General features: G+C 59.5%; 13 protein-coding genes and 4 pseudogenes. 10 read left to right on the top strand and 7 right to left on the bottom strand.

Features of this window, described 5'->3' with window-relative positions:
- On the bottom strand, positions 1-675 hold a 675-nt coding region (gene icmH / locus AACY42_RS23805; RefSeq protein WP_339482723.1), incomplete at its 3' end, for a type IVB secretion system protein IcmH/DotU.
- A gap of 15 nt (positions 676-690) precedes the next feature.
- Positions 691-2457, bottom strand: a complete 1767-nt coding sequence (gene tssF, locus AACY42_RS23800; protein WP_339482722.1) for a type VI secretion system baseplate subunit TssF — start codon at positions 2455-2457, stop codon at positions 691-693.
- Between the two features lie 311 nt (positions 2458-2768).
- Between tssF and tssM the strand changes: the two genes are divergently transcribed.
- The 3 genes and pseudogenes from tssM to AACY42_RS23785 all read left to right on the top strand — a co-directional run bounded on the left by tssM (position 2769) and on the right by AACY42_RS23785 (position 7282).
- Positions 2769-6434, top strand: a complete 3666-nt coding sequence (gene tssM, locus AACY42_RS23795) for a type VI secretion system membrane subunit TssM (RefSeq protein ID WP_339482721.1) — start codon at positions 2769-2771, stop codon at positions 6432-6434.
- Between the two features lie 254 nt (positions 6435-6688).
- Positions 6689-6851 (top strand): annotated as a pseudogene (locus AACY42_RS23790) (phage tail protein); the annotation flags it as partial.
- Between the two features lie 134 nt (positions 6852-6985).
- The gene (locus tag AACY42_RS23785; RefSeq protein WP_339482719.1) at positions 6986-7282 is read left to right on the top strand and encodes a hypothetical protein; all 297 of its coding nucleotides are present in this window, start codon (positions 6986-6988) and stop codon (positions 7280-7282) included.
- Between the two features lie 295 nt (positions 7283-7577).
- Here AACY42_RS23785 and AACY42_RS23780 read toward each other — a convergent pair whose 3' ends face one another.
- Positions 7578-7844, bottom strand: coding sequence for a hypothetical protein (locus AACY42_RS23780; protein WP_013692484.1), 267 nt, complete (start codon positions 7842-7844; stop codon positions 7578-7580).
- 342 nt (positions 7845-8186) lie between these two features.
- Between AACY42_RS23780 and AACY42_RS28835 the strand changes: the two are divergent.
- From AACY42_RS28835 to AACY42_RS23770, 3 genes and pseudogenes are all read left to right on the top strand, one after another.
- Positions 8187-8963 (top strand): annotated as a pseudogene (locus tag AACY42_RS28835) (MCP four helix bundle domain-containing protein); the annotation flags it as partial.
- Between the two features lie 69 nt (positions 8964-9032).
- Positions 9033-9821 (top strand): methyl-accepting chemotaxis protein, encoded by a 789-nt coding sequence (locus tag AACY42_RS28830; protein WP_445261759.1) that lies wholly within the window; start codon positions 9033-9035, stop codon positions 9819-9821.
- Positions 9822-9835: 14 nt separating this feature from the next.
- A complete protein-coding gene (locus tag AACY42_RS23770; RefSeq protein ID WP_339482716.1) occupies positions 9836-10582 on the top strand; it encodes a phytanoyl-CoA dioxygenase family protein in 747 nt (248 codons plus the stop codon).
- An 11-nt stretch (positions 10583-10593) separates the two neighbouring features.
- Here the strand turns inward: AACY42_RS23770 and AACY42_RS23765 are convergent, their stop codons facing one another.
- The 3 genes from AACY42_RS23765 to AACY42_RS23755 form a co-directional block, all read right to left on the bottom strand.
- The gene (locus tag AACY42_RS23765; RefSeq protein ID WP_339482715.1) at positions 10594-10962 is read right to left on the bottom strand and encodes a cupin domain-containing protein; all 369 of its coding nucleotides are present in this window, start codon (positions 10960-10962) and stop codon (positions 10594-10596) included.
- Positions 10963-11064: 102 nt separating this feature from the next.
- A complete protein-coding gene (locus tag AACY42_RS23760; protein WP_339482714.1) occupies positions 11065-11874 on the bottom strand; it encodes an AraC family transcriptional regulator in 810 nt (269 codons plus the stop codon).
- A 190-nt stretch (positions 11875-12064) separates the two neighbouring features.
- Positions 12065-12256 carry a YegP family protein gene (locus AACY42_RS23755; RefSeq protein WP_339482713.1) on the bottom strand — a complete coding sequence of 64 codons (192 nt, stop codon included), beginning with the start codon at positions 12254-12256 and terminating at the stop codon, positions 12065-12067.
- Positions 12257-12539: 283 nt separating this feature from the next.
- Between AACY42_RS23755 and AACY42_RS23750 the strand changes: the two genes are divergently transcribed.
- On the top strand, positions 12540-13463 hold the full coding sequence (locus tag AACY42_RS23750) for a LysR family transcriptional regulator (protein WP_339482712.1): 924 nt from the start codon (positions 12540-12542) through the stop codon (positions 13461-13463).
- Between the two features lie 102 nt (positions 13464-13565).
- Positions 13566-13931, top strand: coding sequence for a 5-carboxymethyl-2-hydroxymuconate Delta-isomerase (locus AACY42_RS23745; RefSeq protein ID WP_339482711.1), 366 nt, complete (start codon positions 13566-13568; stop codon positions 13929-13931).
- Positions 13932-13934: 3 nt separating this feature from the next.
- Here the strand turns inward: AACY42_RS23745 and AACY42_RS23740 are convergent, their stop codons facing one another.
- Complete coding sequence (locus AACY42_RS23740; protein ID WP_339482710.1) at positions 13935-14867, bottom strand: LysR family transcriptional regulator; 933 nt, start codon at positions 14865-14867, stop codon at positions 13935-13937.
- Positions 14868-15006: 139 nt separating this feature from the next.
- Here AACY42_RS23740 and AACY42_RS28825 point away from each other — a divergent pair.
- Positions 15007-15129 (top strand): annotated as a pseudogene (locus AACY42_RS28825) (hypothetical protein); the annotation flags it as partial.
- Positions 15129-15236 (top strand): annotated as a pseudogene (locus AACY42_RS28820) (hypothetical protein); the annotation flags it as partial. The pseudogenes AACY42_RS28825 and AACY42_RS28820, both read left to right, overlap by 1 nt.
- Positions 15237-15410 lie beyond the last annotated feature (174 nt).

Genomic DNA, 15410 nt, shown 5'->3' with positions numbered 1-15410 from the left:
CGGCCATTGCCGGTTCATCTGGTAGTGGCGCGGCGCAACATTGTCCAGCGGGCGGGTCAACTGCGCAGGCACCGGGTCGTGCAGCGTGCCGATCACGCCCTGCAATCGGCTGATCAACTGCTGCAAGGCCTGGTCGCCCTGGGTCTGCACGGCATATTGGCCTTTGAAACCCAGGCATAGGCACAGGTACATGAGCAGCAGTACGTCGCGGTATTGCTCCGGGGTTTCCTGCAGGCGGGTCAGCAGGGTGAAGAAGGTCTCGCCGCCCCAGGTTTCCTGGTGGAAGGTGCTCAGCAGCGACTTGGCCTGCCACACCGACCCTGTGCCCCAAGGCGTGGCCAGCACCGCCTCATCGACAAACACGCACAGCGCGTAGGAGAACAGCCGCAGTTCGGCCTCGCTGTAGCCGTGTTGGCGCAGTTCTTCCAGCATCACCTTGATCTGGTTGGTGAGGTGCCCCTGTAACTGTTCCACCGACGGGTAGGTGTCGGTCCTGCGCAGGCGCATCACCAGTCCGAACAGCGGCATGGCGACGTCCATCAGCGGGTTGAGGCTATGTCCGCGCAACTGGAATTCCAGTGGGTCGTGATGGCAGAACAGCTCACCGTCGGGCCGGCCGTCGCGGGCGTCGCCGTGGGTGCTGGAGAAGGTGCTGGTGGGGTTTAGAGTTGGCATACAGGTCTCGGCGGATTAAATGATCGGTTGCTGGCCGGTGCGCATTGGCCAGGTGAAGGCGGTGTGGTCGGCAGCGTTGATGATTTCCAGCTGCTGGAAGGCGTTGGTGCTGGCGTACAGCGCCATGAAATGCGAGAGCACGCTGCCAAACAGGTGCAGGTCGCCGGCGTTGCTGAAGCCGGCGGGGTCGATAGTCAGGGTGGTGCAACTGCCGCGCACGGGCACGCCCTTGATCCACCAATCGACCGGTGCGGTGCTGATTTGGCGAATACCTTCCAGGCGGCGTTGGGTGGCGCGGCGGTGGGGCAGGTCGTGGGCTGCGATGAAGTCGTAGACTTGCAACACCGCCTTGAGGGCAGCCGGCGATGACAGCGACAGGTTATTCAGGGCCAGGTTGGAGATCAGCGCCCATTGCACCTGGCCGTCGAGCATCGGTGGGTAGGCGCGGGTTGGGTGGGTGAGGTTGCGGTAGGTGGCGAAGGAGGGCGTGGTCTGGGTGGTACGGTTGAGTTCGCCCACTTGCAGCTGCCGAGGCAGGTCGCCATTGCAGCAGGTCAGTTGGATGTTGAGCACTTCACGCTCACCCAGGTACGGGCGCTGATCGGCATGGATCAGGCGCAGGCTGTGTTTGGCGCAATCCTTGAGCAGCTCCGGTTCAATGATGTGGCTGTAATAGCGCGCCGTGCGCTCGCCGACCGGTTCCACCTGACGCTGCAACGACTCATACGGGGCGAAGTCGACGCGATAGTTGTCTGCCGGGGTTTGCGGTTTGCGACGCCGGGCGCTGACCTGGTCGATGCTGAAGATCTCATAGGCGTGGGCGTGTGGGCCGCGCGGCTGCACGGGTTCGTGCAGTGCTTTGCCATCCAGCTGGATCGGTTCGGCCGCGTGTTCGAACAGGTTGATGGCGGGGGTGCAGTACAGGCAGAGCGTGTCGGGGTTGACCTGGACGGAGGACGGCAGCGGGGTGGAAAAGTGCAGTTCCAGGCGAATCTGGCTTGCCGTGGTCTGAGGCCAGAGGCGGCGCAGGCCGCTGACACTGAAGCCATGAAAGCGCTGGGGGAAGTAAAAGTATTCCTGGAGCAGGCGATAGCCCTCCAGTTGGTGCTCCAGGCCGGGCAGCAATGCGTCGCGGGGCTCGAAGCCGGCAAAGCCGAGCGCATCCGGGGGCAGGGCTAAGCGTTTGTCGTCAAGGCACAGCACTATCTTGTGCAGATGTTGGGCCAGCCATTGGTAGAGCGTCAGTGCGTTGTGGTCGCCGCCGCCGAGGTGGAAGTCCAGGCGATCGCCGTTGATCTCGCTCAACGGCTGGTCAGACAAGGTCTGCAGCTGAATGCTCACTATCGACCTTTGCACGCTATGGGAGACGCTGGCGTTGGTTATCTGCAATGGGTAAAGGGTTACGTCGGTACAGGTACGAAAGGTGCAACTGACACCTTCCACCGGCCGCGAAAACAAGGGCGTGCCTTTGGCGATCAGCTGCGGACCGCTAAGGGCGTGCAGCACCGGGTCAAACCGTACTAGCGTCAGGCTGGGCAACGGGCGCAGGTAGTTGGGGTAGACCTGTTGCAGCAGAGGGTGGGTGATCTGCGGCAGATCGTCCTCGATCTTCAGGGCCAGCTTGGCGGTGAGGAACGCGAACCCTTCCAGCAGGTGCGCAGCCCCCGGATCCGACGCCTGCTCACCCAGGAAGGGCGCCAGCTGAGGATTGTCTTCAGCGAACTCGCGCCCCAACTCGCGCAGGTAGCGGAGTTCTTCCGAGAAGCGATCTTTTAGTGACATGGCTCAAGCCCGTTTAGTTTGTTTAGTTTGTTTAGTTTGCTGTGGGAAAACTCTGTAGGGGATTGGTCTTTGTTGTTTTAAGTGTGCCTGAAGAATATTCTCAGATGTTTCTGTTGGTGGAGGTGTTCCGTCAAGATAATTAGAATGATCAGATGTAAGCTTTTGTTTCTTTTGGGTCGTGCATTGAAAGTTAGTTATTTGCGCTGGTAGTGTTTGCCGGAATATACGAATGAAATCCGCCAAGACAAATATTTTTTTCGCGCAGGCTGCGGAGATGATTTTTATCTTGAAAAATTCAGGGGCGAACAGTAATGAACAAGAGGCTGGGTACATTGGCGCGTGGATTTTCCGCTCTCCAGCGCCATGGGGCACTCATCGCCATTGCCGCTGGGATGTTGGTCATTGCCGTGGTGCTAGGCTGGCTCTGGTGGCAGGGCCCGACCTGGACCTGGCGCGACGAGCAGCCGTTGGCGCCCTGGCCGCTGCGCCTGGCAATCAGCGTTGTACTGGTGGTGCTGCCGCTGTTGGGCTGGACCTGGCTTGTGCACCGTCGCCAACGCCGTTTGCGGCGGGAACGTGAGCAACAGGCACAACGGGTGCAGGATCCTTGCCTTGTTTACCTGCAAGCCCAGGAACGTTCATTGGAAAACAACCTGGCGCGGGTACGGGACAACCACCAGGGCCGCCGCTTGCACCAGATCCCCTGGTACCTGGTGCTGGGGGAGGAGAACGCCGGCAAGTCGAGCTTTATCAGCCGCTCCAGCCAGAGTTTCGCCCTGACCCGCACTGCGCGCAGTGGCGTTACGCAAGCTGCTGCAGACCCGGATCTTGCTTTCGATATCGACTGGTGGATCGGCGATGAGGCGGTGCTGATCGACCCGCCCGGCGAGCTCATCAGCCAACCCGAGCGGCAACCGTCGCCGACGCCAGCCCCAGCTGCGCCCACTGAGGATGCGGCGGCGGACACTGGCGCGATCGCCGAACCCGTGGTCGTTGCCCAAGTCGAACAACCCACCGGGCTGCCCGTCGGCGCCGAGAAACGCCTGTGGCACCATATGATCGACTGGCTGGCGCGCAGCCGCAGCCGCCGTCCGCTCAACGGCGTGGTGCTGTTGGTGGACATGGTCGGCCTGTTCGAGCGCCCACCTAACGAGCGCCGTAACCTGGCCTATCTGTTGCGCGCCCGCTTGAATGATTTGGGCCATGAACTGGGCACGCGCTTGCCGTTATACGTGGTGCTGAGCAAGTTCGATTTGCTCGATGGCTTTGAAGAGCTGTTCGCCAAGCTCCCAGCATCGGCACGGGAAGAGGTACAGGGCTTTACCTTCAGCCTTGATGCTGTCGATGATTTCGATGCCTGGCTGCAGGAATTGACGGTCGCCTATGACCACTTCGTCGATGCGTTGAACAGGCAGGTGATGCGGGCCATGGGGGATCCCGAGCCCGCCGTGGTGCGTGAGCGTCTGTTTTGCCTGATGCGTCAGCTCAGCGGTTCGCGGGAGATTCTGCTGCGCTTTCTCGGTGATGTGCTGGGCAGTGACCGCTACACCACCCCGGCGTTGGTGCGCGGGGTGTACCTGTCATCGGTATACCAGCGTGGCGTGGTGGCCAACCTGTTTGTCGAGGCCTCGGCGCGGGCCTACGGGTTCCCGGCACCGGTCAGCTCGGCCAAGCCGCAAGGGCATTCGGTGGTGTATTTTGCCCAGCACCTGTTGCAGCGGGTGGTCTACCCGGAGGCCGGCTTGGCCGGGGACAACTTCAAGGTGGCACGGCGCAAGCGTCGCCTGCTGCTCAGCGGTTCGGTATTGGCCGGGATTTCCAGCGCGTTGCTGGTGGGCGGTTGGTGGTACTACTACGGCATCAACCGCGACAAGGCCGATCAGGTCCTGGCCCAAAGCCAGGCCTTCAGCAGCAAGGCCAGCGACCTGCAGGCCGATCCCACTGGGCTGAACTTGCTGGTGCCGCTGGATGAAATTCGTGATGCGGTCACAGTGTATGGCGACTATCGAGCCACCTGGCCGCAATTGGCGGACATGGGCTTGTACCAGGGGCAACTCATCGGGCCGATGGTCGATCAGGCCTACCTGAGTTTGTTGTCGCGGCGTTTCCTGCCGGCGATTGCCGAAGGCGCGGTCGAGGTCATCCGCCGCGCCGAACCGGGCAGCGACGAGCAACTTGCCGCCCTGCGCGTGTACCGCATGATCGAGGATCGCGACAATCGTCGCCCGGAGATCGTTGCGCAATGGATGGCCCAGCAATGGCAGCAGGCCTATCCGGGGCAGGGCCAACGCCAGGCCGCCTTGATGCGTCACTTGACCTATGCGCTGACCTACGCCGATGTCGAATTGCCCGAACACCGCGCACTGATCGCACAAACCCAACAGCAACTGCGCAAGCTGCCCATGGCGCAGCGGGTATACATGACCCTGCGCCAGCAGGCCGAGGAACGCCTGCATGGCGAACTGGATTTGCGCAATGAAATCGGCCCGGCCTTCGACGTGGTCTACCGCTCCCTGAACGAACGCGACAGCGGCGCGGCACTGGACGAAAATCTGGCATTGCCGCCGCTGCTGACCGCACGGGGCTTTCGGGATTACTTTGAGCCCAGTAGCCAGAACGTCACCGAGCTGGCATTGATTGACCAATGGGTGCTGGGCGAGCGCCGTAGCCTGGATTTTTCCGAGGCTGACCGCCGAGTGCTGACCGAGCGACTGCGGGCCTTGTATAGTGCCGATTACGTCGACAGCTGGCGCCGCGCGTTGAACCAGTTCGCCGTGACCGATTTCACCGATCTGGCCCAAACCTTGGAAGTGCTGGGGCAGGTTACCGGCCCGGCCGCACCGCTGCGCCGCCTGTTGGAGACCGTTCGTGACAACACCCTGATCTACCCGCCGGTCACCAACAAGGAGGAACTGCCAGTCGGCGATGAGGCCGGGCACAACCAGGCACTGGGCATTCACCGGGCGTTCGCGGGCCTGTCCGGGTTGCTCAATGCTCAGCAGGACAAGCCGTCCTACTACGAAGAAACCCTGCGTGGGATCAATGCCGTCTACGACTATGCCAAGGCGGTGCAGGATCATCCCAACCGCGGTAAAGCTGCCCTTGGTGTGGTGCTCGCTCGCTTCTCGCAAGCCGATCCCGGCCCGATTCGCAACTTGCAACGCATCGCCGCCGGCCTGCCGGAGCCGCTGAACCAGCAGGTTCGGCACCTAGCGGACCAGACCTCGCAGGTGTTGATGGTGATGGCCCTGCGTGAGCTGGAACAGCGTTGGGAAGCGGACGTTTACAGCTTCTACAAGGAGCGCCTGGCCTCGCGCTACCCCTTGAGTGTTAGCCAGGACGACGTCTCGCTCAAGGATTTCGAAGCCTTTTTCGGCCCGGCCGGCATTGTCCAACGCTTCCACGACCAGTATCTGAAAGTGTTCCTCAAAGACAATCTCGACACGCTGTATTCCGACAGCCAGGAGGACTACTTGATACGCCCCGAGGTCATCGCCCAGCTCAAGACCATCGAGCAGATCCGCGACACCTTCTTCGATAACCGTGGCGTGTTCAACGTGCCGTTTACCCTGGAGCCCCTCGCGCTGAGCGCCGACCACCTGAGCAGCGCCTTGAGCATCGACGGCCAGTTGCATCTCTACTCCCACGGGGCGGTCCGAGGTATAGCGATGAGCTGGCCGGGCGTAAAGGGCGAGAGCAGTGATAGCCGCCTGACCTTGGTCAAGAGCGACGGCACCACGGTCAGTATGGGCTTTCGAGGGCCGTGGTCATTTTATCGCCTGCTCAATCGCGCCCAGCTCAATGCGCGCACCGCTACCAGCGTGGACCTGAGCCTGCAGGTGGTCAGTGGGGTCATGCGCTACAAGGTGTATGCCGAAGGGATCAACAATCCGTTTACCCGGACGCCGTTCAAGGGCTTTAAGTTGCCGCGTACGTTGCTGCGTGAATCACTGGGGCAGCGGGTGGTGGAACGGTAGTCAGGCAATGGTTCCTAGGGATGGTTGTTGAAAGCCCCTATCAGACGAGTGATTTTTACAATGTTCAATGATTTAAGGGGGGGGGGAGCGTTTTGGTCGTTGATGGATTTTTCTGGACGGTTGCCACATGCGTCACTCTCTCCGCCAAATCGTCCTATCTCTCCGCCATATTTAAAGGCCCCGAGCGCTTAACCGCCTCGGGGCTTTTTTGTATTTGGGGGCGTTTTGGGGGAATGGGTGCGGACGTCATTCTCCACCGTGCTGGGATCTTCCTCCACTCTGCCCCGTCACGCCCTTGGCCCTTTCTGTTGCACCGTTAGTATGGCCGCCCGTCAGAAAGTAACCGTATTCGGTGGGCCATGGCTTGATCGTACGCGACTTGTATTGCGGTACAGAGATGCGCAAACCGACGTTTGATATGACTTTTTCGTCTGCTCTGGTCATCCGTACAGGCTTCGCCATCTGTTACATCATCACGCTTTCTTTATTCGGCTTTGATGGTGTTAAATGCACTCCTCGTGAACCATAGTGATCCTACAGAGGGCACGGAAATGCCCCATAAGGCCGTGCTCGCCATGACGCGTTCAGGTCATGTCCTGCTGAAAATGCAGGAAAATTTGCGATGGGGAGAAGTCATGTCTAAAGGTAATGTCGTCTCGTTTACCGAAAGAAAGGCGGAGATTCAAGCAGGTATCGAGTTCCTTGATCTGCTTGACAGGGATATCAAGGAAAACCCTGAAGGTATCCAGCCTATTTCCTCGCGGCCTGCTGCAGCGAATTCAAGCAATTCGCAATCAGGCAGACGACAATCGTCGCCGCGAGCTTCAAGAAGGCTAAGCGTAGAATAAAGCCATCCGTTTCCCATAAAAGCCCGGCGTATCCGCTGGGCTTTTTCGTTTCTGGCGTTTTGTCGCGTGAAAACGGGGACAGACCAGAATTATGAATCGGGGCGATTACAAGTGAACTCGAAATCGTGGTCTGTCCCCTCGTTCCCCCGAAGCGGCCCCAACACCAACTCATTCAACCAGACACACAGGGTGTCTGGCTTTTAGGACTGCTTTGCAGTCCAGCGGGGATAAAGCCCCTCGCCACAGGGGCTGCGTCGATTAGCTGATCGGCATCACCTTGTTGAGGCTCTTTGAACTAGGCCGGCTCCGCATCCAATCGTCGGGCTATGACATCGAGTACGTCGCAACCATCCCTCAAGGGAATGCAGCACAGTTGTGCAAAGTCCTGAAGGACCACTGAGTCACTCGGAATGTCCCCTCGCATGGCGAGATTCTCTAAAAGCTGGGTGACGGCGCGAATTCTATAGCCTGCCGTGTCGAGCAGGATGTGCAAAGGTGCAGAGGTATCGACGAAGAGGGGTTGATCGTCGGCATTGCTGGTAAGAGCCATGTATCTATTCATTTCAAACACCATTTGATTGAGGGTCTTCTTACCATTTGTCATTGAGTCGCCAAACCCAAGCCGCTCTTACGAACGACGTTTGGACTATAGGGCCTCGCCGGAGAAATCATCAATCAGATGATGAGTCAGAAAATTCCCTAAATTATGTGGGCGGGAAATGTCAGAAAATTCCCCGCTGCAATTGCTTTCCCCACCTTTTTTATCCCGCCCAACCCCCTCCGCGACTTGCGTAACCCCGGTGCCTGCCAAACCCAAAGCTTTGTAACAATTAGACTAATGGTCTATAGCTCAAGGCATGGCTGCCGATAGGTCAGTTAATCCCCATGAAAGGAGTGACACCTCATGCTGCGGTTTTTTGCCGATTTGGGCTTTCGCTGGAAAATCACTCTGCCCATTGGGTTCCTGGCGCTGCTGTTGGTGCTGATGGGGTGGTCGGGCATGCGGGGTATCGCTCAGGTGACGGAGTCCAGCACGCAATTGACCAAGCGCTACCTGCCGGCCATCAGCCTGTTGCTCAACGCCGACCGTGATCTTTATCAGGCTTTTGTCGCTGAGCGTAGCCTGCTGGATGGTCATGCCAGCGAGCATCTGAAAGCACTGAGCGCCAGTCACAGCGAGAATGCGAAGCAGGCTTATGACCGCGTGCAGCAATATGCTGCGATGCAACCCGGTGCTGAAGCGCAGGCGCTGGTCAGTCAGTTCAATGACAGTTTTGGGAAGTGGCTGCAGGTTTCCCGGCGGGTCCTCGAGCAGTCGGTAGGCGATCCGCAGGGGGCCAGTGCCCTGAGTTTTGGCGACAGTGAGCGCCTTTTCGAAACCATGCGCGATGCCATCGACAAGTTGGGTGAGCTGGAAGACGCGGCGTCCCATCGCGAAGGCGATGCAGCGATTGAAAACGGCGAGGCAGTCGGCGTGCATCAGGGCGCGATTCTGCTGATCGGCCTGCTCAGTTGCATCCTGGTGCTTGTCGTTCTGCCACTGGTGGTGTTGAACCCTATGCGTCGACTGCTGCACCGCGTCGAGCAGATTGCCGAGGGCGGAGGTGATCTGAAAGGGCGTCTGGAGGTCCGTTCGGCCGATGAGTTGGGCCAGCTCGGCAGTGCTTTCAACCGTTTTCTCGACAAGTTGCAGCCCCTGATCGCCGAAGTTGGACGGGTGACCGGGGAGGTCGATTCCGCAGCGCGCGCCATGGCCGATATGGCCGCGACGAATGACCGGTTGATCAACAGCGAGCATGCGGCGCTCGATCAGGTCAGTACCGCCGCCACCCAGATGAGCGCGGCGGTGCACGAAGTGGCGCATAACGCGGCGAACGCCTCGGGCGCCGCGCAGCAGGCGAGCAGTCAGTCTCGTGACGGCGCCGAGGTGGTCAGCAGCACCATCGAGTCGATCCGCCAGTTGGCCCAGGAAGTGGAGAGCGCTTCGGGCACGATCGAGGCATTGGCCCAGGAAACTTCCAGCATTGGTGCCGTGCTCGAGGTGATACGTGGCATCGCCGAACAGACTAACCTGTTGGCGCTGAACGCTGCCATCGAAGCCGCGCGGGCCGGTGAGCAGGGCCGTGGTTTTGCCGTGGTGGCCGACGAAGTGAGGGCGCTTGCGGCGCGCACACAGGATTCGACCAAGGACATCCAGGTTCGCATCGAGCGGTTGCAGAGCGGTGTCGCCAAGGCTGTACAGGCCATGCATGTGGGTAGCAGTAAGGCCCGGGACAGTGTCGAGCGTGCGGCGGGTGTCGATCAGGTGCTCAGCGGTACCGGCGGTTCGATCCAGCGGATCAACGACATGGCCGCGCAAATCGCCAGTGCCTGTGAGGAACAGAGCAGCGTCACTGAGGAAATAGCCCGCAATATTTCTGACATCCGTGATCTGTCCAACGAGGCGGCCTCCAATTCCACCCAGAGCATGCAGGCCAGCCAACAGCTGTCCAGCCTGTCGAGAAACCTGGCAGAACTGACCGGCCGCTTCCGCACCTGAAGCAGGGGGGAGGCGTGTCCACTGACGAGCATTTGCGAGCGCTGCATCAGGACGGGTTCGTCCTGATGCCCGGCGTGTTGAACGCTCGGCAGATTGCTGACCTGCGCCATGCCATCGACCAATTGAAGCCCCAGCATTGGGACTACAGCGGTGTTATCGATCATTACAAATGTGTGTTCAATCGCGATCCATTCTGGCTGCCGTTCCTGGAGGTAGCCGGGGTGATCGAACTGGCCGAGGCGGCCCTGGGCGATGATTGCCATGTCATCGGCCAGACGGCCTGGCGCTGCCACCCCGGTTTTAGCGGGGCGCCGTTGCACCTGGATTATCTGGCGATGCAATTGCCGCCAGGCCTGTTGGCCGACCCTGCCTTTGAGCTGCCGATGCAGGCTTTTACCGCGCAGTTTTACCTGAATGACATCGACGCCGACTTGAGCCCGACTCAGGTCATTGCGGGCAGTCACAAGGCTGGCCGGGGGCCGGTGAAGGGCGAAACGCAGTGGCAAGGGCGCCCTGCGCAGCCGGTGCTGTGCAGGGCGGGCGATGTGCTGATACTGCGCAGCGAGCTATGGCACGCCGGTAGCGACAACCGCACCGCCAATCGCACACGGTACATGCTCCAGGTGCATTATGGCCGGCGGATGGTCGCGCAGAAGTTCTCACCCTACCTGCACTGGCAGTTCAACCCTGAGGTCCTGGCCGCCGCGACACCTCGTCAACGGCGGTTGCTGGGCGACCACCAGGAAGCTGAATACGATTGAGCCTGGCTCAGTCAGATCCACACATCATTGATCGCCGTTCGCTCATTGGTTTGTTCGCCGGTATTGATGACGCCGCGAGGCTCGATCAACAGCAGTTTCACTTCCTGTGCGGCGCTGGGCTTATGCTCCACACCTTTTTTAACCACGTACATCTCGCCCGGGCCAATCGTCACTGCACCGTCGCGAAAGTCGATACGCAACTCGCCCTCCAGCACGATGAAGGTTTCATCGGTGTCGGCGTGGCTGTGCCAGATGAATTCGCCTTCGAGCCGGGCGATCTTGAATTGGTAGTCGTTCATTTCGGCCACGACTTTCGGCGTCCACTGTTCCTGGAAGAGGGTGTATTTCTGGGCGAAGTTGATGGGGGCGTAACGGGTCATCGAGGCATGCTCCTGGGTCGGATGGTGCGTCCTACTTTATTGTTTGAGCCAACGTTGCGTATTGGATGATTGTGCAGCTTTTTGCGGCGTACAGTCGCTGTTTTAGCGTCGCATGTTCAGCCAGCGTGCTGGTGAAATACCGAAGGCCTGTGTATGCAATCGGGTCATGTGGCTCTGATCGAAAAAACCACAGGCCAGGGCCGCTTCGTTCAATGGCGTGCCGTGGAATGCCAGGCGCCGGGCTTCATTCAAGCGACGCTGGGTGATGTAGCGATAGGGGCTGGTGCCGTACAGCGCCCGGAAGTCCCGGGACAGGCTCCATCGATCCCGGCCGCTGGCCTGTACCAGGTCATCCAGGGTGATCACCTGGTCGAGGAGGGCGCCGTGGATGAACAGGCGGGCACGCTCCGCCGCCGGGTAGTCGATCAGGCGCCGTCCACGCCTGTTGCCGGCCGCGATGTCGAGTGCCTGGGCCACGTCGTAGATGGCATCCTCTTCCTCCAGCGGATTGAGGGGATGATCCAGGCTGTTCAATAGTCGACGGGTCGCGATGTTGAGGCGAGGGTCGCTGGACAATCCTCCTTCGATGAAGGGCAATGGCTTGCCCCCCAGCACTTGCTGGATCAACGAGGGTTCTATGTAGAACATCCTGTAGCGAAAACCCTCGCTCGTCCCGGCTTCGCCATCGTGCACCTCGTCCGGGTGCAGGACGATGGTGCCGCCGGGCTGGCTGTGGCGTTTGTTGTGGCGATAGTTGAAGCTCTGCACACCGGAAAGCGTAATCCCGATGGCGTAGGTGTCATGGCGATGGGTGGTGTAGCCATGCCCGCTGAAATAGGCCTCGATGCGTTCCATTTTCCTCGATTCGGGCGCCCGCACCAGCCAGTCGCGATTATGGATGGATCGAGTCATTGCACCGGCCTCCTGCTTTTGTCCGCCTACCCTACCGCAAAAAAAACTGAACTGACGTAGGAGCTGTCGAGTGCAACGAGGCTGCGATCTTTCCCCTGACGCTTGAATCTCAAGTGAAAGATCAAGATCAAAAGATCGTCCGAACGCGGCCCAAGCCTTCGCCAGCTCCTACAGAGCCCACGCGTCGCTGTTAGATCTCCTTTACGGGCGTTTCGCCCTGAACATTCTTGATCAGCCCGATGACATGAAGGCAGTCACTCTTGTTCACATAGGATTCGCCACTGGCGATCGTTTCGTGGTTGCCGGCTCTCAAGCGCCAGCGCCATTGGCCTTTTCCGGTGGTCGGGGTGCCTCGGGTCTGTCGATAGATTTCAAAATACATCGGTTCGCTCCCTGCGATTCATTCAGTCAAGACATGCGTTGGACATGTGGTTGCCAGCCTAGCCAAGTAGGTGGTTTTGGCTACAGGAAATTCGTTTCCATTGGTTATCAAATATTGCTGACATGAGTCTGGATCGAACATGTGACCCTTTATGTCCTTGCTTTGCCTTGACCGAAAGAGCCCAGGGACTGAGATCCCTGGCCGTGAAGTGAGTCTTTTTGCGCATAGACGCGCAGCCCCTGGCGTTTCTACACTGCATCCCATCAAGGAGCGAGGGCTGTGGATGAACCGCAACGAATTGCGCAAGGCCGATATCAACCTGATGGTGGTTTTCGAAACGCTGATGCTTGAGCGTAACGTGACACGGGTGGCGGAAAAACTGTTCCTGGGCCAACCGACCATCAGTTCGGCCCTCAATCGTTTGCGCAAGATGTTCAACGACCCGCTGTTCATTCGCGTCGGCCACCGCATGGAGCCGACGGCCCGGGCCGAAGAAATCATCCAGCATCTATCACCAGCGCTCGATTCGCTGTCGGTGGCTTTGAGCCTGACCCACGATTTCGACCCTTCCAGCAGCACCATGACATTTCGCATCGGCCTGTCGGACGATGTCGAGTTCGGCCTGCTGCCGCCACTGTTGAGCAGCCTGCGGCAAGAGGCGCCGCAAATCGTGTTCGTGGTCCAGCACGTCGATTACTGGCGCATCCCCGATTTGCTGGCATCGGGCGACATCACCGTGGGCATCAGCCAGACTCGCGGTCTGCCGGCCAACGCCAAGCGCAAATTGTTGCGACACATCCAGCCCCGCGTGTTACGCGCCGATGCGTCGGACACGCCGCTGACCCTGGACGAGTATTGTGCGCGGCCTCATGTGCTGGTGTCCCATACGGCAAACGTCGCCGGGTTCGCTGACGAATGGCTGGCCGAGATTGGACGCACGCGCCAGGTCGTGCTGTCGGTGCCACAATACAGCGCATTACCGGCGTTGCTGGCCGGCACTGACCTGATCGCCAGCCTGCCGGACTATACCGCCGCCGCCATGGCGGCCTCGGGGCAACTGTTCAACGAACCCTTTCCTTTCAAGACCCCGACCCTGGATCTGTCCATGGTCTGGTTTAGCCATGTCGACAGTGACCCGGCCGAGCGCTGGTTGCGGTCGCGGTTGGAGGTCTTCATGGGCGAGCGTGGGGGCTTGGCGCAACCCTGACACCGGCCCGCAACGAAACAAACCTGCCCCAGAGTTTAAAGTCGGGGTAAGGTTGTGACGGTTGAAATCCCCTTGTCATATTTTCGAATCGGAGTCGAACACATGCCTCACCTGCACATGGAGTACACCGCCAACCTGCCCGAGCTGAAGGCCGATGTCGCACTGCTGCGCCTGAACAATGCGCTGGTGGCCTCCGGTCAATTCGCCGCCGAGCTGGACATCAAGAGCCGGGCCGTGAAGCTTGAGACTTTCCGGGTGGGTACGGGGCTGGGCGAGCGAGGTTTCGTGCACGTGAAGCTGGCCTTGTTGAGCGGTCGCTCGCCGGAAATCAAGAAACAACTGGCCGAGAGCCTGCTGGTCGTGATTCAGGAGCTGGGGCCATGGCCGGCCGACGTTAGCGTGCAACTGTGCGTGGAAATCCTCGACATCGATCGAGGCCCGTATGCCAAGGCCTTGATCGGTCAATGACGATCAGGTGTCGTGGGCGGCGCAGGCCTTGATGATCTGTTCGCGCAGCCAGGCGTTGGCACTGTCCTGATCGACGCCCAGGCTCCACTGCATGTTCAGGGTGAACCCCGGCAGGCCCTGGGGCGCTTCGTGATGATTGAAGATCGCCTCGTTGGCTAGCAGTTTCTGGATGCGGCGGGGCAGGGTCAGGATGAAGTCGGTGCCGGTGATCATCTTCAGTGCGGCACTGTAGCTGTTAGCACGGGCGGCGATCTGGCGTTGATGCGCCTGCTGCGACAGCCAGCCGTCCACCATGTTGGTCGCTGACGTCCAGGGTGTCGGAAACACGTGTCGGCGCCGTACGAAAGACTGAAGGCTCAGTTGCGGCTCAAGTGGCGTCGCCCGTTTATCCACGACACAAACCAAGTCCTCCTCCAACAACTGCCGGGATTTGAAATCGGCATGGTTGCTGTGGAAGTTCGGGCCGAAGCAGATCAGCAGGTCCAGGCTGCCGTCGCGCAACTCTTCGGCGGGAATGTCGGCTTCGAGCTTGTGCACGTTCACCACCACCGGCAGATTGGCGTAATCGAAGCCTTGCAGCAGCTGCGGCAGGATCAATTGTTCGAAATATTCCGGTGCGCAAATATTGAAGGTAATGGCTTGCCGGGTTGGATCGAAGGAGGGGGTACTGGCATGGCACAGGTTGATGCTTTGCAATATGGCGCGCACATGCTCGTACATGCCCTCGGCCTTATGGGTGGGGCGCATGCCGGTGCGGGTGTTGGTGAATAGCTCGTCTTCGAAACAGGTTCGCAGTTTCTTGAGGCAATAACTGACGGTTGACTGACTGACACACAATGCCTCGGACACGCCGGTGACACTGCTTTGCTCGTACACGGCGCTAAACACCATGAGGTCCTGCATGTCGAGCTTTCTGAGGGAGTTACTGTTCAGCATCCGTTCTGTCTCTCGCTGTGCTCCTTGCGCGGATTTTGCGCAAACCAGGGTGATGATCCTAGCGGAACGACCGTGCCAAGAGAATGCCTGGCAGGCGCTTTCATGGTCGGGAACGGGACAGATACTGTAGCGAACACGACGTGCCTATCCCCTCAGTGGCAGCTTGCAGCGCATGCCGTGGCGGTTGCTTCCTACGGCTGCCGTGCACGTCAGCCTGCATCCCCGGGAGGGCGCGCCGACGACCATCGCCAATCCGCGTTATCATCCAGGGCGCGGAAATCGTTTGGCGATGAGTTTCTTGGCGTTTATCTGGCGGTCAAGCGCGTCGAATACCGTCAATTCATGGGGGAAGTCGGGGAGCAGGACTGACGCAGGTATCTGAAGCCGGCGTGAAACTGGTTGGCCAGTGGTTTTTTAATAATTATTTAGTGGCAATTTTTTCACGAAAAATTGATGGTGAGCTACCTAAAGTTTGCGTTGCCGTAGGAAAAGAATTTTTTCACATTTTCTGCGGTACTTCTTTTTCAAAGAATAACTTTCAGG

Source organism: Pseudomonas sp. RL_5y_Pfl2_73, from assembly GCF_963970515.1.
Classification (GTDB): Bacteria; Pseudomonadota; Gammaproteobacteria; order Pseudomonadales; family Pseudomonadaceae; genus Aquipseudomonas.
The sequence above is the reverse complement of the archived record's forward strand: the minus strand, read 5'-3'. Positions and strand labels throughout refer to the sequence as shown.